This is a genomic window from Desulfotignum phosphitoxidans DSM 13687 (genome assembly GCF_000350545.1).
GTDB classification, from domain to species: Bacteria; Desulfobacterota; Desulfobacteria; order Desulfobacterales; family Desulfobacteraceae; genus Desulfotignum; species Desulfotignum phosphitoxidans.
Genome location: NZ_APJX01000005.1, coordinates 239278 through 262180, shown reverse-complemented (window position 1 = coordinate 262180; position 22903 = coordinate 239278). Strand labels below are relative to the sequence as shown.

Here is a 22903-nt window from a genome sequence, read left to right as displayed (position 1 = left end):
TATTTTATAATCAGTTTTTATACACCAACCATAACCCATTGGGAAGATAAACATGACACACGAAGATAGAGGCCATTATGCCGGCAAACACCCACAGCGGAAAATAGATCCGGTTGTGGTGGAAAAACTGGAAAAACTCAAAGACATAAACCAGATCACCTGTGCCGCGGCCCACCGGGTGGCGTCCGATCTTAACATATCCCCCAAAGAGGTCGGTGTTCAGGTGGATTTAATGGAACTGCGCCTTGTCCAGTGTCAGCTGGGGCTTTTTGGACATACGCCCGGATCCGGACAAAGCGATAAAGAGATCCGGGTGTCAGATGATCTGAAACTGCGCCTGGAAAAAGCGACCAAAGAGGGCCGGATATCCTGCAAAGCCTGCTGGGATATTGCCAGAGAATTTAAAATGAGCCGCATGGATATCGGATCTGTCTGTAAAAAGATTGATTTGCGCATCAAGCCCTGTCAGCTGGGAACGTTTTAGAAGCTGCCATGGTGGTGGGATGTGCTCGGATCCGGTTGCGCCTGTTTGAAGTGCACTCGCTCAAGGCCAAACGAAGTATTGTCAGATCCACTGTGGCCCGGATTCAGAACCAGTTCCAGGCAGCCGCAGCAGAAACCGGTCTGAACGACAGCCATGAATGGGCTGAAATCGGGTTCGCTGTGGTGGGCAATGACGCGGCCCTGATCAACTCCCGGGTGGACAAGATCTTCAACTATGTGGATGCCATGGGACTGGCCATGATTGCAGATACAAATATGGAAATTATTCATCTTTGATCTTCTTGTTTCTGCTTCCCGGCCAGTTTTTTCCGGGTCTTTTGCCGGCGCCGGCGTTTCTGTTTTTGAATTTTTCTGTCTGAATCCGACATGTCCGAGGAGTGTCTGCCGGATTGAAGGGCTTGGATTTTTTCCGCTAAAGCCCGCAGTGCCAAAAATCGGTTCAGGTGCAGGGATCTATGCTTGCCCACCTTGACCGACAGCCCGGTAACTTTGTGCCGAAGGAACACGGCGGAAGAAGATTTGTTCACCTTCTGTCCGCCCCGGCCCGAGGCTTTGATGAATTTTTCCTCCAGATCGGTTTTGCGGATCCCCAGGTTTTCCAATTTCTGATCCAGGGCCGCCTGTTTTTTTTCACTGGGTCCGGAATTTGTTGATGCCATATTTTCCACACATATTTTCTGCGATTATTTTCCGGGTTTCATGAAAGAGATGCCTGTTCCCTGTCCGGGTTGTCATCCACCAGCCGGCTCAGACGTTTCCCCCGCATGCACCATCTTTTTAACAGCTGCTTCATAGGAATCAGTTGTGTTCCGCCAGTTCATCGCAGTAAGCTTTGGTCAGCCCGGCCGGGTAGATCCAGGCGGTCCAGGGTGTCCGACAGCTGCACCCCGGTATCCGGGTCCCATCCGCGCAGTTGATAAAACTCTCTGCGCATGGCGGCAAAGGCTTCTTTGCCCAGGGTCATGCCTTTGCGGGTGAGCACCTGGCCCCCCGGTCCCGGCACCAGCACATCAGGATTCATGAACACGGTCTGAACCGGTTCGGTATAGTTGTACGCAGCCACATCATCGTCCACAAGAGGTTGATGTCCCTCCCGGATATGGATCAACCGTTCCAGATTGAAAATCCGTTCCCCCACGGCATGGAGTTTCGCATCATCCATGTCCATACCGGTGACCGCACTGAACGTGCGGGCCTCCAGATCCGGATCACCCACATGATCCGGGGTGTGCCAGGATATCATCACCGGCCAGCAGGAATCGCACAGTCCCAGACTGTCCTTGGCAAGGGTGCGGTCCATGATCTTGACCGCGGCCTGGGCCTTGCCCTCATGGGTCATCAGGTCCCAGGCTCTTTCATGGCCCCAGAACCGGGCCGCAGCCGTTCGGAACACGTCATTGGAGACCGGTGAGCTTTTCGGATCATTCCGGTGCATGACCCACAGCCCGGTGAGACGGCTGATCTCGTGGAGCATGGCAATGGGCTGCCTGGGGGAAAACGCATACAACAGCCCGTTCATGAGATATTCCCTGGCGGAATAGGTGGCCCCGTCCCCCACCCCGGAGACCTCCGGGGCAAACTGGGCTCTGGCTTCCGGCCCCAGGGTTTCCCCGGCCCGGAGCAGGCCTTCAGCCAGGATATCCCCGAACCCCTGCCGGCGGCTGATCATGTCCGCCAGATCCGTGAAAAATTCCAGGGTGCCCAGTTGGGACATATCCAGTCCGGTCTGTTTTTCCGTCAAAATCCCGGCTTTGTGACAGGCACACAGCCACTGGATGATATTGGTCATCTCCATGGTGCAAAGAGACCGGTCATTACAGATGCCGGTGGCGGTCACCGCGATCTCAGACGACAAATCCGGCCGCCCCGCCACCCACGGGAAATACACGAACATGGACTGGCATTTTCTCACCAGGGTCTGTCCGGATGCGGTCTCAAGCCGGTTCCGGTACATGCAGTCCAGCCCGCACTGAAAGCAGCCTGATTTTCCGGTCCGCCACACCTGGTCAGGATTGAACGGCAGAAACATGGGGTCTTTGCGGTTCAGTTCAACCGCCTTCCGGCTCAGTTCTTTGAGCCGGTCCGGACGGGCCGCCTGGATGGTGCCGGAACCGTTCACCGCCACCGCCTTGAGACGTTTGGACCCCATGACCGCGCCGAATCCGCCGGTGGCGCTGCCTTCATTGTCGGTCATAATATTGGCGGACCGGCACCGGTTCTCCCCGGCAATACCGGTGGTGATCATGCGGGTGGTATTGCCGTGGAGGTTCTTGAGCCGTTCCTGAACCGCCGATACCCCCTGTCCCCAAAGGTCGGCCCCATCCCTGATCTGAACATCGCCGTCATCAATGTACAGGTAAACCGGCCGGTCGGCCCGGCCAGTGATCACCAGGCCGTCAAACCCGGCCCGCTTGAGATAAGGCCCGAAATACCCGCCCAGGTTGCCGCAGCAAAACTTTTCAGGCAGAGTCATGGGAGATTTGCCCGCCGCCACGAACCGGGAAGCGCCCTGGGCCCCGGTGGCCCCCAGGGGGCCGGTCATGAAAATCAGATGGTTGTCCGGTGCCAAAGCATCGGTGTCCGGTGAAACCATCTCCCAATACAGCCGGGTGGCAATGCCCCGGCCCCCCAGATATTTGTCCGAATAAGCCGGGGTGGCCAGCCGGGTGACGGCGCCGTCAGACAGATTGACATGCAGAATTTTGCCGGTCCATCCGAAAGACGTGGTTGTCTGGTTGTGGGATATCATGGGTTGCCTCCCCTGTGTTGTGTTTCCATGAAGGATATTACATAAAAATCATTGCGCGTCATTATCCGGATGCTGCTGTTTTTTATCTTGTTGCAGCCGCAGCCAGACCTGGTTCACCTGTTCCCGGGTATGGGAGCGACCCTGGCTGTTGTCAATTACATAATGGGCATACGGTTTTTTCTCATGGGCGGACAGCTGGGAGTCGATGATGGCGGCCGCCTTGTCCACAGAGATATTGTCCCGGGCCGCCAGGCGTTTAAGCTGGATTTCTTCGGGCAGATACACCACGATCACCCGGTCGAACAGGTGCTGGATGTCCATTTCGATCAGCAGGGGGACAGCTGCCTGGATCACGCTGTCCGGCCGGACCTTTGACAGTTGGGTCAGTTTTTCCACAAACCGGTCAAAGATCAATGGATGGGTGATCCGTTCCAGATGTCTTCGCTTTGTTTCATCGGCAAACACGATGCCGGACAGGGCTTTGCGGTCCAGGGTCCCGTTCGGTTGCACCACGCCGGCACCAAATGCTGAAATGATCCGGTCATATCCCGGAGTACCCGGCATCACCACCTCCCGGGCGATTTGATCCATATCAATGAGAGGGGCCCCTAATTCCTCGAGCATCCCGGATACCGTGGTTTTGCCGCAGGCAATGCTGCCGGTGACCGCCACAATCATGCAGTGGTGTGTGCGTCGAATCTTTTCAAGGGCCGCCCGGGTCCGGCCAATCATGTCCGCCGGGGCGTTACCGGTGTGAGTCATCCTTTTCCCAGCCAAGAATCCGGTCACTTATTGTTGCACCTCCCCTTATGGGTTAACCTCATTCCCGTTTCACGTCCCGTTCAAACGCCTGCCTTAAGTTAAAGCGTTTCCAATATGACACAAGGTGCTTTGCCGTTCAAGCATGAACAGGAAAAAAATCCGGAAACGGAGGACTGAATGGCAAGACAATTTAAAAAAAACCGAAATCGGCCGTCCGGTTGCTTCGGATTTTTTAAATTCAGAAATATTTTAAGCGGCACAGGGATAATGCCTGTAAAGACTTGGGGGGTAAGAAGGCTGGACCTGTATGGCGGCACCAGGCACACCAGCACATACCCAGCATTTTTTTGACGCTTTCCTGTAAACAAAAAAACCTTGAAAACATCGTGTTTTCAAGGTCTATAGTGGTGGAGGCGGCGGGAGTTGAACCCGCGTCCGAAAACCATCATCCCAGGCTTCTACATGCTTATCCTGAACTTTAAAATTGGCCCTGTTGTCTCCTTCAGGAGGGATACCTCAGGGTGTAGCCTGATAAATTCAACCGATCAGGTTCAGGCAACCTGATCAGCGGTCTTGCAAAGTCGACGCCCTGGCCTGAGATTTGCAAGAGGAATCTCAGCAGGACGGCAGCTGGTGTTAAGCAGCTACAGCGTAATTATAATCGTCTGCGATTATGTTTAAGACTTTGCCAGGTTTACGAGCTGACAAAAGACTCGGCATGCTACCTTGGGCTTCAAAATCTCCGTCGAAACCAGTTCGCCCCCAGATTGTCAAAGATCATTTATTCATATTTGAAACATCTATATTATAATAATTGCCCGTCAAAAGTCAATAAGGATCTTAAGTGGAATACTTTTTGCGTTCCCGGTCCAGGTCCCGTTTGACATCCCGTTCTTTGATATCCTGGCGCTTGTCATACAGTTTTTTGCCTTTGCCAAGTCCCAGCAGGACCTTGATTTTGTCATTTTTAAAATAAATTTTCAGCGGCACCAGGGTGTAGCCTCGCTCCTTGATCTTGCCGATGAGTTTGGAGATTTCCCTTTTGTGAAGCAGCAGCTTCCTGGTTCGCAACGGCTCATGGTTGTCATTGTAGGCAAATTTATACGGGGAAATATGCAGCTGCCGGAGAAACACCTCTCCGCGTTTAATATCTGCATACGCATCCTGAAAACTGACCCGGCCCTCACGGATCGCTTTGACTTCCGATCCGACCAGAACCATGCCGGCCTCATATTCCTCATCAATGTGATAATTGTGGCGGGCTTTCTTGTTGGTCGCGATCAGTTTGATATAGTCAGCAGCCATGGCTACTAATCCTCCGTTTCTTTGTAAGGCAGAATATCTTTGTATTCTTCCTGGATAAACCGGATGATTTCTTGAACAGTGGTGAATTGAATCAGTTCTTCAGATATTTTTCGGGCTTTTTCAATGTCTATGTCCCGGACCATTTTCTTGATAACCGGTATGGAAGCGGGGTTCATGGACAGATGTCTGATTCCGATTCCCAGCAATACCGGTATGTTGATGGGATCTCCTGCCATTTCACCACACATGACCACTTCGATATTGTTTTTATGGGCCGCTTCAAACGTCATTTTGATCATCTTGAGCACCGCAGGATTCAATGCCTGATATAAATGTGCCACCCGGCGGTTGCGCCGGTCAATGGCCATGGAATACTGGATCAGGTCATTGGTGCCGATACTGAAAAAATCCACCTGCCCGGCCAGTTCATCGGCCATGAGTACGGCGGACGGCACCTCGATCATGATGCCCAAAGGAATGTCCTTGTTAAACACCTTTTCATCGCGCTCCAGCTCTGCCACCGCCTGGCGGATAACCGCTTTGACCTGGGCCAGTTCCTCCATGCAGGAAATCATGGGAATCAGCAGCTTGATATGCCCGAATGCACCGGCCCGGAGAATGGCCTTGATCTGGGTGATGAAAATATCTTTATTTTCCAGACAAAAACGGACCGCCCGAAGTCCCAGCGCGGGATTGGCTTCTTCCACCGGGTCGATATACGGGTTGAACTTATCTCCGTTGATGTCCAGGGTGCGGATGGTCACGGACTGAGGCGTCATCAGTTCCGCAAGTTCCTTGTATTTGATCAGCAGTTCTTCTTCTGTGGGAAACCGTTTCAGATCCAGGTACAAAAATTCGGTTCTGAAAAGCCCGATGCCCGATGCCCCGTTGTCCTTGGCAGACACCACTTCTTCCACCAGTTCGATATTGGCCATCAGGTTCAGGGCTACCCCGTCCCGGGTGATTGCGGGCAAATGACTTTCCCGCTCAATATCGGCGCGGTACGCTTCAAACCGGGCCAGCCGCTCTTCATACCTGAACAGCGTATCTTCTTCCGGATTGATGATGATCAGTCCGGAAGAACCATCCACAATCAGAATATCATCGTTGTTGATACTGGCCGTGGCCCGGGCCAGACCGAAAACCGAAGGAATTTTCAGTGATTTGGCCACAATCCCGGTATGGGAATCTTTGCCGCCCCGATCCGTGACAAAGCCTTTTATAAGCTCCAGCTGGATCTGGCTGGCATCGGCCGGGGTCAGATCATGGGCCACAATGATGACCCGTTTGTTGATGTCGGCTATTTTGATATTTCGTGCACCCAGCAGGTTGGCCATTATTTTGTCGGAAACCTGGACAATGTCGTTGACACGGGACTGCAAGTATGGGTCATCCACCTGCTGAAACATCAGTTTGATCTGGCGGGAAACTTTTCTTAACGCCCATTCCGCATTGATCTGTTCAGTTTGAATGGTTTCAATGGTCCTGCCGTAAAGCATTTTATCCTTGAACAGCGCCATGTGGGTTTCCAGAATATTCAGGGTCTCACTGACATCCTTGTCCAGGGATTTGATGATCCGGGCATGTTCTTCTTTGGCTTTTCCCACGGCATGTTTAAACCGGTCGATTTCCCTGGGCAACATGGTTTTGGCAATCGGGTATCGTTCAATGATATTGACCCCTTCCTGGTCCACCACATAGGCTTTGCCGATGCAGATGCCCGGGGAACCACTGATCCCTTTAAGGACCAGTTCGCGGGGTTTTTTTTGCGTCATGGTGTCAATTCTCCAAACCCATTATCGAAAAAGGCTTTTATCTGTTCTATAATCGCTGTGTCCTGCCTGGATTCCGCCTGAATGTGGATGTGGGTGCCTTTTTTGGCGCACAAAGTCAAAATATCAATGATACTGGATGCATCCACCTGGGTATTTCCATCGTACAGCCATATGGTTTTATCAGCGGTCATGGCCATTTGTGCGATTTTGGCCGCCGGCCGGGCATGCATTCCCAAATCGTTCAAGACAATGGTTTGATGGGAAATTTCTATCTGCTTGTTCAATCTGACCGTCTTTCCGTCCTTCCTTGAAAAAATTTTCTTCTTTTATATGATTCCATGTTAAAAGTCAATCAACCCGATAAAAGGTGTTTTTGTATTTTATTATGATATATCATACTCCCCGTGGATTTTGCCAGTTGGTTTTACCTGTTGTCAAAACAGCGATTAAAAGCTTTGCCGGTCATGCTTTTGTATGATATAGGAAAAGATTCCGTTTTTTTTCAAACAATGTTGGAATAAAAAAATGATTCAGGATCTGACACGTATGATTGTAATTCAAGTATGAACCTGTTCGAATCTGACCCGGGTCGGTATGATGCCCGGTCCATTGAAATTCTCAAAGGTCTGGATCCGGTCAAACGCCGGCCGGGCATGTATACGGATACCACCAGTCCGGACCATCTGGTATTTGAAGTCATTGACAACAGCGTGGATGAAGCCATTGCCGGATATGCCGATACCATCGAGGTTGTTTTGAAATCAGACGGCAGTGTGAAAGTGTCCGACAACGGCCGGGGCATGCCCGTGGATGTGCATCCCGAAGAAGGCATCTCCGGAGTGGAACTGATCATGACCCGGCTTCATGCCGGGGCCAAATTTTCAAACAAAGATTATGCGTTTTCCGGCGGGCTTCACGGCGTGGGGGTATCGGTGGTCAATGCCCTGTCATCCCGCCTGGACATTACCATTTTCCGAAACAGCCATGAATATGTCATCGGGTTTGAAAACGGCATCAAAACAAAAGATCTGGAACAGGTAAAAGATGCGGAACCCAAAGGATCCGGCACATCCGTTCATTTTTTCCCCAATCCAAAATTTTTTGAGCGCACGGTTTTTTCAAAGACCGCCATTCAAACCGCCTTGAAATCAAAAGCAGTGCTGTGCCCCGGTCTGAAAACCCGTTTTCTGGATGAGGCCAGTGGTGAAGAAAATACATGGACTTATGAAAAGGGTCTGGATGAATATCTGACGGAAAGTCTCAAAAACCAGGAAACCCTGTTTGACAAACCGTTTACCGGTGAATGCCGGACAGACGATTTTCAGGCCTCATGGGCGGTCAACTGGATGATTGAACCCGGACACACCCTGGAAGAAAGCTATGTCAACCTGATTCCCACGCGCCTGGGCGGCACCCATGTCAACGGGTTTCGGTCCGGGCTTCTGGAATCTTTGCGGGAATTTTGTAAGTTCCGGAATCTTCTTCCCAAAGGCCTGTTTCTGGCACCTGAAGATATCTGGAACACGGTGGGATATGTGCTGTCGGTCAAACTGTCCGAAGCCCAGTTTTCCGGCCAGACCAAGGAACGGTTGTCATCCCGCCACTGTGCAGGCCTGGTGAATCTCCAGGTGCGGGATGCCTTCAGTCTGTGGCTCAACCAGCATGTGGACCGGGGAGAAGCTCTGGCGGAACTGGTAATGGATCAGGCCCGGGCCCGGGTGAGAAAATCCAGAAAAGTCATCCGCAAACCCGCAGCCAACGGCGGGGTCATGCCGGCCAAGCTGTCGGACTGCACCAGTGATGATCAGCAGCGGCGGGAACTGTTTTTCGTGGAGGGGGATTCAGCCGGCGGATCCGCCAAACAGGCCAGAGACCGGCGGTTCCAGGCCATTATGCCGTTGCGGGGAAAAATCTTGAACACCTGGGACATGGCACCGGCCGCTATCATGGAATCTAAGGAAATCCGGGATATCGTCCAGGTGCTGGGGGTCCTGCCCGGAGAAGCGGATCTGTCCCGGCTGCGGTACAGCAAAATCTGTATCCTGGCGGATGCGGATTCCGACGGCCTGCATATTGCCACCCTTTTGTGTGCCCTGTTTCTCAGACATTTTCCCGACATTGTGAAAACCGGTCATGTATTCATGGCCATGCCGCCTTTATACCGGATCGATGTGGGTAAAGAGGTGTTTTACGCCCTGGACGACGAGGAAAGGCAAAGCATTGTCAAGCGCATCAACCGTCGGAAAAAACCGGGTAAAATCCATGTGCAGCGGTTCAAGGGCTTAGGAGAGATGAATCCGGCCCAGCTCAAGGAGACCACCATTGCACCGGATTCAAGGCGCCTGGTGCAGCTGACCGTGGATGCGGCAGATACCCTTGCAGATGTCTACGAAACCATGGACATGCTTCTGGGGAAAAAAAGGGCCAAAGACAGAAAAGAATGGATCGAGGCACAAGGTGATATCAAAGAGATCGAATAATGTCATAAAAAACCAGCAGGATCCTGAAATGGACGGGCATGAGCAGATCGCTTTTCAGGAATTTGCCAGAAAAGCGTATCTCAATTATTCCATGTATGTGATTCTGGACCGGGCCCTGCCCCATATCGGGGACGGGTTGAAACCGGTGCAGCGGCGCATTGTGTATGCCATGAGTCAACTGGGACTTTCTTCCACAGCCAAATTCAAAAAATCCGCCCGGACAGTGGGCGATGTGCTGGGTAAATTTCATCCCCACGGGGACACGGCCTGTTATGAAGCCATGGTGCTCATGGCCCAGCCGTTTTCATTGAGATACCCTCTGGTACAGGGCCAGGGCAACTGGGGAGACCCCAATGATCCCAAATCTTTTGCTGCCATGCGGTATACCGAATCCCGGCTTTCCAGATACGCGGACCTTCTGCTGGATGAACTGGATCAGGGCACGGTGGAATGGGTACCCAATTTCGACGGCACATTAAATGAACCCCGGCAGCTGCCGGCCCGGCTGCCAAACCTGCTGCTCAACGGCACCACCGGGATTGCCGTGGGCATGGCCACCAGTATTCTGCCCCACAATCTCAGGGAGGTGGCCAAAGCCCTGGTGCTGCTCATAGAAGATGATACCGCTTCTCTGGATGAACTGATCAAGCATATCAAAGGACCTGATTTTCCCACGGCTGCTGAAATCATCACCCCGGCCGAAGATATCAGGAACATTTATGAAACCGGTTTAGGACGGATCAAAATGCGGGCCCGGTTCCGCATCGAGGACGGGGATATCGTTTACCATGCCCTGCCCTATCATACCTCGGCTGAAAAGATTTATGAACAGATTGCAACCCAGATGGCGGATAAAAAACTGCCCATGGTCAGTGATATCAGGGATGAATCCGACCATGAAGACCCTACCCGTTTGGTGGTGATTCCCAAGTCCGGCCGGGTGGATCTGTCTGCGTTGACCGATCATCTGTTTGCCACCACGGATCTGGAAAAATCTTATTCATTCAATATGAACATGATCGGGATCAACGGCCGGCCTGCGGTAAAAAATTTAAAAACCCTGCTCAAGGAATGGCTGGTGTTCCGATTCCAGACCGTCAGAAACAAATTGTCGTTTCAGCTGGAAAAAGTGGTGACCCGGCTTCACATCCTGGAAGGCTTCCGCACGGTATTTCTGAATCTGGACCAGGTGATTCAAATCATCCGGGAGTCTGATCACCCCAAACAGGACCTGATCAAGGCCTTTGATCTGACCCGTGAACAGGCGGATGCGATTCTGGAGATCCGTTTACGTCAGCTGGCCCGGCTGGAAGAGATCAAAATTCTTTCTGAAATCAAAGCGCTGGAAACCCGAAAAAAAGAGATAGACTCGCTTTTGAACGATGAAACAGCCTTCAGGGCTTATATAGTGGAAGAAATACGATCCGATGCGAAAAAATACGGGGATAAGCGCCTGTCTCCCATCAAGAAGCGAAAGGAAGCAGAAGCATTTTCCGTGACCGATGTCATCGAAGTGACACCGGTGACCCTTATTTTATCTGAAAACGGATGGATCCGGTCGGCCAAGGGCCATGACATTGATCCGGAAAACGTCAAATTCCGCACCGGGGATTCCCTGCGCTGTCATTTGCGGACCCGCAGTGACAAACCCATTGTTTTTCTGGACAGTACCGGGCGCAGTTACACATTGTACTCCCATGTGCTGCCGTCAGCCAGAAGCAATGGTGAACCATTGACCGGTCACCTGTCTTTGCAGAACAACGCCCGGATCTGTTTCATGCTTTCGGAAACGCTGGCCTCCCATTTTTTGATGGCATCGGATACCGGATACGGGTTTATCATACAATTTTCCGATTTTCTGACCCATTTCAAAAACGGCAAATCAGTCATTACCCTTAAAAACGATGCGGTTTTGATGCCCCCATGTCCGGTGACGATGCTTGAAACCGATGCGGTGGCAGCGGTCACCACCAAAGGCCGGATGCTGATTTTTCCTTTAAATGAACTGCCCCGCTTGAAAAAAGGCCAGGGAAATAAACTGATCACCATCCCCAGAAAAGAACAGGTGTCGTCTGACCCGGAAAAAATCAAATTTCTGGCAACATTGCCTTTACATGCCAATATTGTTATACATTCAAAAAAACATTCTTTGGTGCTCAAACCGGGTAATCAGGCAGATTATGTCAAAAAGCGCGGAACCCGGGGAAAACTGCTGCCCCGGGGATATCGAAGCGTGGACAAACTGGAGGTCCGACTGAATGAAACATAAAGCGAGTCAATGAAGTCGTTTTATTTAAAACATTTTATTTTCCTGACCCTGCTGATTCTGTGTGGTTATTTTGTTTACCTGAGTTATCTGCTCCAACACAGGGATCTGAAACACATATCCGGTACTCTGGAACGTATCCAGAAGTCCGGCGTACTGCGACTGATTACAACCCGATCTTTGAACAATTATTATTTATACAAGGGAGAACCCACCGGATTTGAATACGATCTGGCCAGGGAATTCGCCCGATATCTGCATGTGGACCTGGACGTGGTCACACCGGGCTGGAACAACCTGGTTGTTTATCTGGACCAGGGAAAAGGGGATTTTGTGGGTGCCAGTATGACCGTCACCCGGGAACGTCTGGAAAAAGTCAAGTTTTCAATCCCGTATATGGAAGTTCAGCAGCAGGTGATTCATCATGCCCTGGTTTTTAGCCCCAAAGACATTGAAGACCTGGCTTTGCGGACCATTCATGTCAGACGTGACACCTCCTATCATTACCGGCTCAAAGAAATTCAGGCATCCGGCATTGATGTTCGTTATGTCCTGTATGACAATGTTCCCACCGAGGACCTCATTGCCATGGTCCGTGACCGTGAAATAAAATTTACCATAGCCGATTCCAATATCGCCCGGCTCAATCAAAGACATATGCCTGATATCCGTGTCAGTATTCCCATTCACAAAAAAGAATCTGTGGCCTGGGCGGTTCGCAAAGATGATCCGGAGATGCTTGAGGAAATCAACCGGTTTTTTCTGCATGCCAGAGAATCAGGCATACTCCAGAAAATCGTTAACAAATACTATGGTCATCCCAAAGAGTTTGATGTCTCTGAATTAAAAACATTTCACAAACGGGTTCAGAAATATCTGCCGAAGTATCAGGAAATCATTGAAACTCAGTCCAGAAAATATGGATTTGACTGGCGCCTGGTGGCGGCAGTAGTATATCAGGAATCCCGGTTTGATCCCGGGGCAAAAAGCATTACCCAGGTGAGAGGACTGATGCAGGTGACAGAAGCGGCTGCCAGAGAAATGGGGATTCAGGACCGGCGTGATCCGGCCCAGAGTGTCAAAGCCGGCATAAAGTACTTGAAACAGATGTATGATCGATTTGAAGAGATCGAAGACCAATATCAGCGGCTGCTGTTTGCGCTGGCCAGCTATAACGTGGGATTGGGACATGTACTGGATGCCATGAAAATTGCCGAAGAAAAAGGACTGGATCCCCAGATCTGGAACTCTATCAAAAAAACACTGCCGCTGCTGTCCAAACCGGATGTGTATAAAAAAACCAAACATGGATATGCCCGGGGATGGGAACCGGTCCAATACGTGGACCGGATTCTCACCTGGTATGATATTCTTAAACAGATGGATTTTTCCTGAAATGCGGTTGTCAGTATCAACGGCAGTCAGGAACCAACCCGATTTTTAAAAAAGAGTGAAATCATGACAAGAAAAATTCTGATCAATGCAATGGACCCGGATGTCAGCCGGATTGCAGCTGTCATAGACAGCAAACTGGACCAGTTTCACATTGAAACCCGGGCCAGGGAAGTGACCCAGGGCAACATTTACAAAGGGGTTGTCACCCGGGTGGAACAAAGTCTTCAGGCGGTTTTTGTGGATTATGGGGCGGAAAAAAATGGATTTTTGCAGAAAAACGAAATCCATCCCGACTATTTTCAGGACGTGGAATCCCGGGACAAAGCACTGTTCAATCTGATTAAAAAAGGCCAGGAGCTCATCGTCCAGGTGGTCAAAGATCCCATCAGCCAGAAAGGGGCCATGCTGACCACCTTTATCTCCCTGCCCGGCCGTCTGGCAGTACTCATGCCCGGCAGCACCACCAAAGGCGTGTCCCGGAAAATCAGCGAAGAAGATGAGAGGAAACGGCTGGCCAGTGTGCTGAAATCCATGGATATTCCGGAAGGGTTCGGCATGATTGTGAGAACTGCGGGCAAGGATTCCACTAAAACCCAGCTGACCGCTGACTTGAAATATCTGATGCGGATGTGGAAAAATATCGACAAACTGGCCATTGACAACCCGGCACCGTCTTTGCTTTATAAGGAGCAGAACCTGGCTGTGCGCTCTTTAAGAGATTATTTTACCACGGACATCACTGAAATTTTGATTGACAACCCGGACATCTATCGGGAAGTCAAGGAATTCATGGCCATGATCGCCCCTAAACAGAAAAAAATTGTCAAACTGTTCAAAGGGGAAAAACCCATTTTTACCAAATATCAGCTGGAAGAACAGATTGCCTCCATATTCAAAAGGGACGTGCCGCTGAAATCCGGCGGATTTCTGGTGATCGAGCAGACCGAAGCACTGGTATCCATAGACGTGAATTCCGGCAAATCCACCAAGCGCAAAAACATTGAAGAAACGGCTTATCATACCAACATGGAGGCGGCCGAAGAGGTGGCCAGACAATTGCGGCTCAGGGATATGGGCGGTCTTATTGTGGTGGATTTCATCGATATGCGGGAAAGACGGCATAAGGCGGATATCACCAAATGTCTGAAAAAAAATTTAAAGGCAGACAAGGCCAAAACAAAGGTCGGAGGCGTCACCACCTTCGGGCTGCTGGAAATGTCCAGACAGCGCATCCGGCACTCCATCACCTACGGCAGCTATGAAACCTGCCGTCACTGTAACGGCCGGGGGCAGATTCCGTCTGTGGAAACCCAGGGACTCGCGGTGATGCGTCAATTGAATCTGAAAACCCTGAAACCGGAAAACAAACAGTTCCATGTGTGTCTGCCCCGGGAAGTGGCGTACTATCTTCTTAACAAAAAACGAGAGGACCTTCTTGAAATCGAAACCAAGCGGGAGGTTTCCATTGCCATTGAAATCGATGCGGAACTGGTCCCGGGCCAGAGCCGGATTACCGGCAACGCCCAATAATTAACCGTTGGGCGATTCTTGACATCCGTCCCTGTTTTGTGTATCTAAAACAACCCGATATGCGCGAAGGATAACACATGAGGCAAGCCGGATCGAATCATAAATTAGTGATAGCCATCGGCATGATCATTGTGGCCGGTCTTTTGATTGGCGCGTATCTGTTTTTAACCCGTGGCACAGATCCGGTATCGGATACCAACGGGCCTTCTGGTTTGGAGAAGAATAAAACAGAAATAGCGGAACCCGCGGCAGACCTGCAAGGCGCCGCAACCGACCCTTTGATACAGACCCGACCCGGTGTGGTGGAAAAACAGATTGTGAAATCCCCGGCCTTTGATTACAAGGATCTGAAAATAGATTCAGATTTTGACCGGTTGATGAAAAAAAGATTGCAGGAAATGGGTATGGAAAAAAGTCTGGATATGGTAATCCTGTCTGATGAATCTTTTAAAATGGGTGATCATACCATATCCATGCAGGACATTTTAGAAAAAAACTATGCCGAAAAAAAGGAAATTCATGAATCCCGCATTACGGAATTTGAACAAACCGAAGTGGAACAGATGCACAGATATGGCATATATGTGGTCCAGCCCGGCGACAATATCTGGAATATTCATTTCAATGTATTGAAAGAATATTATGCATCCCAAGACATCCATGTGGCATATGATGCAGATGAACCCACAGCTGCCGGATATTCATCAGGGATCGGAAAAATTCTGAAATTTTCTGAAATTCTGGTCATTATCTACAATGTTCTGGAAGAAGAAATTGTGACGGATATTGATCTGATAAAACCCCTGAGCAAACTGGTCATCTACAATATGGATGAGGTGTTTGAACTGCTCTCGGAAATTGATGTGAATCAGATCGATCAGATTCGATTCGATGGAAAAACGCTCTGGATTCCAGCTCCAGAAGCCTGATTTTTAACTTGATACGTTTATTTAAATGTAAGGAGGAATGACCTTGATTAGTACAGCATTTGCAATGGGAGCCACTGAAGGACAGGCAGCCGGCGGTTTGGCCGGATTTCTGCCCATTATTATTCTTTTTGCCATTTTTTATTTTCTTCTGATTCGTCCCCAGCAGAAAAAAGCCAAAGAGCACCGGGAAATGATTTCAAATCTGAAAAAAGGAAACCGGATTATCACTTCCGGCGGAATTTTCGGTACCATCACTTCCATTGATGATACCAGTATCGGTCTTGAAATTGCCGAAAAAGTCAAAATCAAAGTGTCCCGAGGAAATGTGGCAGCCATGGTTTCAGAAAGTGAAACCGCCGTCAAATCCGAAAAAAAATAATCCTTTTGTGCTGGAGCTTGAAGATTGAAACTACTTACCTTAAAGCACGGATTGGTCCTCATTGTCATTCTGGCTGCCATTATCTGGTTATTGCCAACATTTACAAACACCTGGCCCCATAAAAAGATCAACCTGGGACTGGATCTGCAAGGCGGAATGCATCTGGTGCTCGAAGTCCAGAACATCAAGGCCGTGGAAGCGGAGCTTGAACGGACAGCCGATGAAATCAAAAAGGAACTGCGCCAAGACAACATCCTGCATCAGGGTGTCAGCCGCCAGGGCAACATGCTGGTGGCACAACTGCCGGATCAGGAATCCAAGGCTGCGTTTGAGCAGATCATTTCCAAAGAGTTTTCAAACCTGAAAGTGACAAGTGCTGGGGTTCAGGATGGATCCATCGGATTTCAGCTGAAACTGCCTGAAGATGAAATGGATATGATTCGAAAGATGGCCACGGATCAGGCCCTGGAAACCATTCGGAACCGGATCGATGAATTCGGTGTCAGCGAACCGGATATCCGGATTCAAGGTAAGAACCGCATTCTTCTCCAGTTACCCGGGATCAATGATCCGGACCGCGCCAAAGATCTGATCGGAAAAACCGCCCAGTTGACCTTTCAGCTGGTGGATGAAGATGCCGGGATTGACGCAGCCCTTAAAGGGAATCTGCCTGTGGGAAGCATGCTTTTGTACGAAAAGAGAACAGACCCGGCTACCGGAAACACCACTGAAATTCCCCATGTCATCAAAAAACAGGTGCTGCTGGACGGCAGTCTGCTGGTCAATGCCAGGGTAGAGTTTGACCAGTTTCAGCAACCCCAGGTCGGTATTGAATTCAACCGCAAAGGGGCCCATATTTTTGACCGGATCACCGGGGAAAATATCAAAAAACGCCTGGCCATCATTCTGGACAACACCGTGTACTCCGCACCGGTGATCCAGGACCGGATCGCCGGGGGAAAAGCCGTGATCACCGGTAATTTCACCATGAACGAAGCCAAGGACCTGGCCATTGCCCTGCGGGCCGGTTCATTACCCGCACCCGTGACCATCATAGAAGAAAGAACCGTCGGACCGACCCTGGGGGCGGATTCCATCCGCATGGGCATGATATCCATGCTGGTGGGCGGGGTATTGATTCTTTTGTTCATGACGATCTATTACCGGAAATCCGGGTTGATCGCCAACCTGGCCCTGATATTGAATATCATTCTCATCGGCGGGGGACTGGCTGCTTTTCAGGCGACGCTGACCCTTCCGGGCATTGCCGGAATCATTCTGACGATCGGTATGGCCGTGGATGCCAACGTGATTATTTATGAGCGGATCAGAGAAGAGCTCCGGTGGGGTAAGACCGCGGCTGCTGCGGTGCATGCCGGTTTTGACAGAGCTGCGCTGACCATTTTAGATGCCAATGTCACCACATTGATCGCGGCCATCGTGCTGTTTCAATTCGGCACCGGCCCGGTCAAGGGGTTTGCCGTGACTTTGGGGCTGGGGATCGTTGCCAGCCTGTTCACGGCCCTGGTTTTGTCCAGATCCATTTTCGATCTTGTCTTGCAGAAAAAAACCACCTCATCATTGAGCATATAAAGGAATTGTCATTATGCAGCTGATCAAGTCTGATATCAATATCGACTTTCTGGGAAAACGAAAAATCGCAATGGTTTTTTCCGGCCTGCTGATCCTGGCCAGTATCATCGGCCTGGTCATCCATAAAGGTCCTAATTACGGCATTGATTTTGCCGGCGGCGCATTGGTCCAGGTCAAGTTCAACCAGGACGTTTCCATCGGACAGGTGCGGGACAGCCTGGCCGGATTGAATCTCAAAGATTTGTCTGTTCAGGATTTCGGTGAAGGCGATACCCATGAGTTTTTGATCCGGACAGCCAATACCGGTTCTGAAGGCACTGGGCTGGCCCAGGCGGTTTCAGCCGCCATTGAAAAAGGAACCGGAATCGCGCCTGAAATCCGGCGCATGGAAATGGTCGGTCCTCAAGTGGGAGATGACCTGAAAAAACAGGCCCTTCTGGCCATTTTTTATTCTTTGCTGTTCATTACCATCTATATTTCCGGTCGGTTTGAACTCAAATGGATTCTGTCCGGTGTCACTGCCGGGGCCATGATGGCCGCGGTTTATTTTTTGTCTGTGTTCAATGTCAGTATGCCGATATTGATCACCGGAGCCCTGGTGGTGTCTTTAGCCCTTTTCTGGCGGCTTCGGCTCAAATATGCCATGGGCGCCATGATTGCCCTGATTCATGATGTGTTTATCACGGTCGGCATTTTCTGCATATTTGACATGGATTTTTCCTTGCCGATTATTGCGGCTTTGTTGACCATTATCGGGTACTCCCTGAACGATACCATCATCGTGTTTGACAGAATCCGAGAAAATATTAAAGGAGAATCCGATAAAACCGGATTGCCGGCCCTTTTCAACCAGAGCATCAACCAGACTTTGTCCCGGACCCTTTTAACGTCTGTCACCACCTTGATTGTCCTGCTGGCATTGTTTTTTCTGGGTGGTGAAATCATTCACAATTTTGCCTTTGCCATGATCGTGGGCGTGGTGATCGGGACCTATTCATCCATTTTTGTGGCAACACCCATTGTTCTTTTTGCATCTTTAAAACGGATAAATGGATGATATCTATGTTAAAAAAAATCAGCCCGTCTTTTGATTTGGAATGATTTCGGATGCTGACAAATACCTGCCCTGGTTTATTCTAAGAGAAGTTCCCGGTGTGGGACACCAGATGTATGTTCGCCTGCTCCGGGCCTTTGGCGGCCCGGAGCAGGTTCTTTCAGCCGATTCTGACACTCTGGTAAATATTCCCGGTATTCATCATAAAACCATTGCCGGAATCAGACATCTCAAACCCTGGATGGCGGCTGCCAAAAAAGAGCTGCAAAAAACCCTGGATCAGGGGTTTTCCATTCTGACGATCCATGATGAACGATTCCCTGTATTTCTGAAAAACATTCCTGATCCACCGGCATTGCTGACCTGTTCAGGTGTCTGGGAACCGGATATTCCCTGTATTGCCATCGTGGGGTCCCGGGCTGCGTCCAGCTACGGCATCTCCACAGCCAGACGTCTGGCATTTAAACTGGCGGAAAAAGGATTCTGCATTGTCAGCGGCATGGCCAGGGGCATTGATACGGCCGCCCATGAAGGCGCCCTGGACAGCACCGGGAAAACCATTGCCGTGCTGGGGTCCGGCCTGAACAATATTTATCCCCGGGAAAACAAGGCGTTGTTTCATAAAATTCAGGAACGCGGTGCCGTGTTCTCGGAATTTAAACTTGACACAAACCCGTTTCCGTATCATTTTCCTGTCAGAAACCGGATCATAGCCGGTCTGTCCTGCGGAACCATTGTGGTGGAAGCCGCCAGAAAAAGCGGTTCATTGATTACTGCCAGGCTGGCGGCGGAGTATAACCGGGAAGTGTTTGCAGTCCCGGGAAGCATTGCGTCACAAAAAAGCCAGGGAACCCATTTTTTATTGAAACAGGGAGCCAAACTGGTGGAAAATGAAACTGATGTGATGGAGGAATTATCTCATCTGGTTCATGTGGAACCGGCATCAAAATTACCCCGTAAAAACGCTTCTGAAAAACCGGATGCGTCCCTGGAACTGGATGGTGACAAAAAACATATTTTACAGATTCTGGATGCCTATCCCCAGCATATTGACCAGATTATTGAAATCAGCCGGATGCCCAGTGATGCGGTATCTGCCATTTTACTGGAACTTGAATTGATGGGACAGATCACGCATCATCCCGGCAATTATTTTTCGTTATCATAAAAGGAGTTGTTTTGGCTAAACCGCTTATCATTGTCGAATCCCCGACCAAAATTAAAACGTTGAAAAAATATGTGGGAAAAGATTTTCAAGTGGCTGCCAGTTCCGGTCATATCCGGGATTTGCCCGTGAAAAAGCTGGGGATTGATGTGGAAAACAATTTTACAGCCGAATATGTCAATATCAAAGACAAAACCAATGTCATCTCCCAGTTGAAAAAAATTGCCAAAGACTGTGATGATATTTACCTGGCGCCTGACCCGGACCGTGAAGGTGAGGCGATTGCGTTTCATATCATGGATATTCTGAAAAAAAAGGACCGCCGGTTTCACCGGGTCCTCATCCATGAACTCACCAAAAAAGGCATTGAAGATGCCTTGAAAAAACCACTGGAACCCGACGAAGACAAATACAATGCCCAGCAGGCCCGGCGGAAGCTGGACCGGCTGGTGGGATATCAGATCTCTCCCTTGCTGTGGCAGAAAATCCAGCGGGGGTTGAGTGCCGGCCGGGTCCAGTCCGTGGCCGTGAAAATTATCTGTGACCGGGAACGGGAGATCCGCAGTTTTGTCCCGGAAGAATACTGGACCATCACCGCGGACTTGATGGCCCAGGTCCCGCCCGGTTTTAACGCGGCCCTGGTAAAAATCCGCCAGAAAAAAGCCAAGATCCAGAATGAGACCCAGGCCCGAAAAATTGTTGCGGATCTTCAAACAGCCCGGTTTCAGGTGGATGAAATCAAGAACAAAACAGTGAAGCGCAATCCATTGCCCCCGTTTATCACCAGCAAACTGCAGCAGGATGCTATCAATCGATTGCGGTTTTCCGCCAAAAAAACCATGGTGGTGGCCCAGCAGTTGTATGAAGGCATTGACATCGGTACGGGCGGGCCCGAGGGGTTGATTACCTATATGCGTACCGATTCCACAAGGATCGCGCCGGAAGCGGCCCAGGAGGCCCTGTCCCTGGTGACCCAGACCTATGGCAAGGAATATGCCATGGCCAAGCCCCGTTATTTTAAAAATAAAAACAAGGCCCAGGACGCCCATGAGGCCATTCGCCCCACATCGGTGTTCAATGTTCCCGATAAAATCAAGGCCCATTTGACCGATGATCAGTATGCCTTGTATGACCTGATCTGGAAACGGTTTGTGGCGTCCCAGATGGCCCGGGCAGTGATCGATCAGAAAGCCATTCTCATCAAAGCAGGGGATTACCTGTTTTCCGTGAGCGGTTCCACGGTGAAATTCAGTGGTTTCATGGCGTTGTATGATACCCGGGAAACCAAATCAGAAAACGACATCCAGACCCTTCCCCAGGTTGAGGAAAAAGAATGGCTGACATGTGAAAAAATAAATCCCAAACAGCATTTTACCAAACCTTTGCCCCGGTTTTCCGAAGCATCGCTGGTCAAGGAACTGGAAAAAAACGGCATTGGCCGGCCCAGCACGTATGCCTCCATTATCAGCGTGATCCAGGACAAAGGATATGTGGAACTGGTGAAACGCTATTTTTATCCCAGTGAACTCGGATTTATTGTCAACGATCTGCTGGTGGCATCGTTTCCCGATCTGCTGGATATCTCATTCACGGCCCAGATGGAAACCAACCTGGACAACGTGGAGAGCGGTAGTTTGGATGAAGTGGAATTGCTCTCCCGGTTTTACGATGATTTCAGTCAAACCCTTGAAAAAGCCAAAGAGCAGATGGTCAGCGTCAAGGGTGTGGGGATCAAGACTGAACTTTCCTGTCCCTCCTGCGGACAGCCGCTGCATATCAAAATAGGGAAAAACGGGCATTTCCTGGCATGCTCCGCCTATCCGGACTGCACGTTCACCAGCAATTACACCCGGGACGAGAAAGGTCAGATCGTTATTGTCGAAAAACAGGTGGATGATACTCCGGTCAAGGACTGCCCCAAATGCGGCAAACCCATGGTTCAGAAAGACGGCCGGTTCGGGTTGTTTCTGGCCTGTACCGGATATCCGGAATGTACGCACACGGAATCGGTGATGTCTGAAAATGACAACAAAGATATCGGGGTCGACTGCCCGGAGCCCGGATGTTCAGGCCGGATTGTTGAAAAAAGATCCAAACGCGGTAAAGTTTTTTACGGATGTTCCCGGTATCCGGATTGTAAGTTTGCCAGCTGGGACAAACCCGTGGCCAAACCCTGTCCCCAATGCAAGGCATTGTTTCTGGTGGAAAAAGAAACCAAGCGGGACGGCCGGTTCCTCAAGTGCAACACTTCCGGATGCGGATATAAGGAAAAAGTATAGTCTGCTTTCAGATCATGCATTGACCCGTTCCACATACGTTTTGGTACGGGTATCGATTTTAACCATCTGTCCTTCATCCACAAACGGCGGAACCTGCACCTCAAACCCGGTCTCCAGGGTGGCGGGTTTGGTGCTGCCCGTTGCGGTGTCTCCCTTGGCCCAGGGTTCGGTTTTGGTGATGGTCAGGTTGATGAAATTGGGAAGGGTCACGCCAATGGGTTTCTGGTTGTGCAGCAACACGGTGCAAACCGTGTTTTCTTTCAACAGATCGATCACATCTTCCAGCTGATCCCGGGTCAGAAAAATCTGTTCATAATTGCTGGTGTTCATGAAACAAAAGGAATCTTTGGTCGCATACAAATATTCCATTTCCTGTTCTTCCAGGTCTGCTTTCTCAAACTTGTCACCCGACCGGTAAGTTCTTTCAAACTGAGACCCGGTAATCATGTTCTTGAGTTTGCATTTATACAAAGACTGGCCTTTCCCGGGTTTTTTAAACTCAAAGTCGACAATGATATAGGGTTCGCCGTCGATTTCGAATTTTAATCCTTTTCTTAAATCAGATGCTAAATACATGCCTGTTTCTCCTGTCCGTTTATTAATTGGGTTGTAAATTTTGTGATTGTGATGGGGCTAATAAAGCATAATAAGGATCTTATGGCAAGATCCAGATAAAAACACCTTGCATTTTAAAGCGATTTATAGGAAAAATTATGATTTAGAAAATTTTATTCATGA

The 22903-nt window shown here is 50.0% G+C and carries 19 protein-coding genes and 1 other RNA gene; 12 read left to right on the top strand and 8 right to left on the bottom strand.

Annotation, left to right across the window (positions count from 1 at the left end; translation table 11 throughout):
- The first annotated feature begins 52 nt into the window (after positions 1-52).
- Together DPO_RS13060 and DPO_RS13055 are read left to right on the top strand one after the other, a co-directional pair.
- On the top strand, positions 53-484 hold the full coding sequence (locus DPO_RS13060; protein WP_006966463.1) for a hypothetical protein: 432 nt from the start codon (positions 53-55) through the stop codon (positions 482-484).
- Between the two features lie 8 nt (positions 485-492).
- Positions 493-780: a DUF503 domain-containing protein gene (locus DPO_RS13055; RefSeq protein WP_006966462.1), complete on the top strand. Its 288-nt coding sequence runs from the start codon at positions 493-495 to the stop codon at positions 778-780.
- Here the strand turns inward: DPO_RS13055 and DPO_RS13050 are convergent.
- The 7 genes from DPO_RS13050 to DPO_RS13025 all read right to left on the bottom strand — a co-directional run bounded on the left by DPO_RS13050 (position 771) and on the right by DPO_RS13025 (position 7379).
- Entirely contained in the window at positions 771-1163 is a 393-nt protein-coding gene (locus tag DPO_RS13050) for a peptide chain release factor family protein (RefSeq protein ID WP_006966461.1), read from the bottom strand. The two genes, DPO_RS13055 and DPO_RS13050, sit on opposite strands and share 10 nt — an antisense overlap.
- A 158-nt stretch (positions 1164-1321) precedes the next feature.
- Positions 1322-3253 (bottom strand): aldehyde ferredoxin oxidoreductase N-terminal domain-containing protein, encoded by a 1932-nt coding sequence (locus DPO_RS13045; RefSeq protein ID WP_006966460.1) that lies wholly within the window; start codon positions 3251-3253, stop codon positions 1322-1324.
- A 48-nt stretch (positions 3254-3301) separates the two neighbouring features.
- Positions 3302-4015, bottom strand: coding sequence for a dephospho-CoA kinase (gene coaE / locus DPO_RS13040; RefSeq protein ID WP_006966459.1), 714 nt, complete (start codon positions 4013-4015; stop codon positions 3302-3304).
- Positions 4016-4420: 405 nt separating this feature from the next.
- Positions 4421-4779, bottom strand: a transfer-messenger RNA (tmRNA) gene (gene ssrA, locus DPO_RS24585).
- Between the two features lie 76 nt (positions 4780-4855).
- Entirely contained in the window at positions 4856-5320 is a 465-nt protein-coding gene (gene smpB, locus DPO_RS13035; RefSeq protein WP_006966458.1) for an SsrA-binding protein SmpB, read from the bottom strand.
- Positions 5321-5325: 5 nt separating this feature from the next.
- A complete protein-coding gene (gene ptsP, locus DPO_RS13030) occupies positions 5326-7095 on the bottom strand; it encodes a phosphoenolpyruvate--protein phosphotransferase (RefSeq protein WP_006966457.1) in 1770 nt (589 codons plus the stop codon).
- Positions 7092-7379, bottom strand: coding sequence for an HPr family phosphocarrier protein (locus tag DPO_RS13025; protein ID WP_006966455.1), 288 nt, complete (start codon positions 7377-7379; stop codon positions 7092-7094). Before DPO_RS13025 ends, ptsP begins: the two co-directional genes overlap by 4 nt.
- A 279-nt stretch (positions 7380-7658) precedes the next feature.
- Here DPO_RS13025 and parE point away from each other — a divergent pair, with 279 nt between their 5' ends.
- The 10 genes from parE (at position 7659) to topA (ending at position 22165) form a co-directional block, all read left to right on the top strand.
- On the top strand, positions 7659-9575 hold the full coding sequence (gene parE / locus DPO_RS13020) for a DNA topoisomerase IV subunit B (protein ID WP_006966453.1): 1917 nt from the start codon (positions 7659-7661) through the stop codon (positions 9573-9575).
- Between the two features lie 28 nt (positions 9576-9603).
- A complete protein-coding gene (gene parC / locus DPO_RS13015) occupies positions 9604-11844 on the top strand; it encodes a DNA topoisomerase IV subunit A (RefSeq protein WP_006966451.1) in 2241 nt (746 codons plus the stop codon).
- 9 nt (positions 11845-11853) lie between these two features.
- Positions 11854-13236 carry a membrane-bound lytic murein transglycosylase MltF gene (mltF, locus tag DPO_RS13010; RefSeq protein ID WP_006966450.1) on the top strand — a complete coding sequence of 461 codons (1383 nt, stop codon included), beginning with the start codon at positions 11854-11856 and terminating at the stop codon, positions 13234-13236.
- A 63-nt stretch (positions 13237-13299) separates the two neighbouring features.
- The gene (locus tag DPO_RS13005; protein ID WP_006966448.1) at positions 13300-14766 is read left to right on the top strand and encodes an Rne/Rng family ribonuclease; all 1467 of its coding nucleotides are present in this window, start codon (positions 13300-13302) and stop codon (positions 14764-14766) included.
- A 77-nt stretch (positions 14767-14843) separates the two neighbouring features.
- A complete protein-coding gene (locus DPO_RS13000) occupies positions 14844-15695 on the top strand; it encodes a hypothetical protein (RefSeq protein WP_006966446.1) in 852 nt (283 codons plus the stop codon).
- 37 nt (positions 15696-15732) lie between these two features.
- Positions 15733-16074, top strand: coding sequence for a preprotein translocase subunit YajC (yajC, locus tag DPO_RS12995; RefSeq protein WP_040011888.1), 342 nt, complete (start codon positions 15733-15735; stop codon positions 16072-16074).
- A 24-nt stretch (positions 16075-16098) separates the two neighbouring features.
- On the top strand, positions 16099-17667 hold the full coding sequence (secD, locus tag DPO_RS12990; protein ID WP_006966443.1) for a protein translocase subunit SecD: 1569 nt from the start codon (positions 16099-16101) through the stop codon (positions 17665-17667).
- A gap of 13 nt (positions 17668-17680) precedes the next feature.
- Positions 17681-18724, top strand: coding sequence for a protein translocase subunit SecF (gene secF, locus DPO_RS12985; RefSeq protein WP_006966441.1), 1044 nt, complete (start codon positions 17681-17683; stop codon positions 18722-18724).
- A gap of 40 nt (positions 18725-18764) precedes the next feature.
- Entirely contained in the window at positions 18765-19889 is a 1125-nt protein-coding gene (dprA, locus tag DPO_RS12980) for a DNA-processing protein DprA (RefSeq protein ID WP_006966439.1), read from the top strand.
- 11 nt (positions 19890-19900) lie between these two features.
- Positions 19901-22165 (top strand): type I DNA topoisomerase, encoded by a 2265-nt coding sequence (gene topA / locus DPO_RS12975; protein WP_006966437.1) that lies wholly within the window; start codon positions 19901-19903, stop codon positions 22163-22165.
- 12 nt (positions 22166-22177) lie between these two features.
- Here topA and efp read toward each other — a convergent pair whose 3' ends face one another.
- Positions 22178-22741, bottom strand: coding sequence for an elongation factor P (efp, locus tag DPO_RS12970; RefSeq protein ID WP_006966436.1), 564 nt, complete (start codon positions 22739-22741; stop codon positions 22178-22180).
- Between the last annotated feature and the right edge of the window lie 162 nt (positions 22742-22903).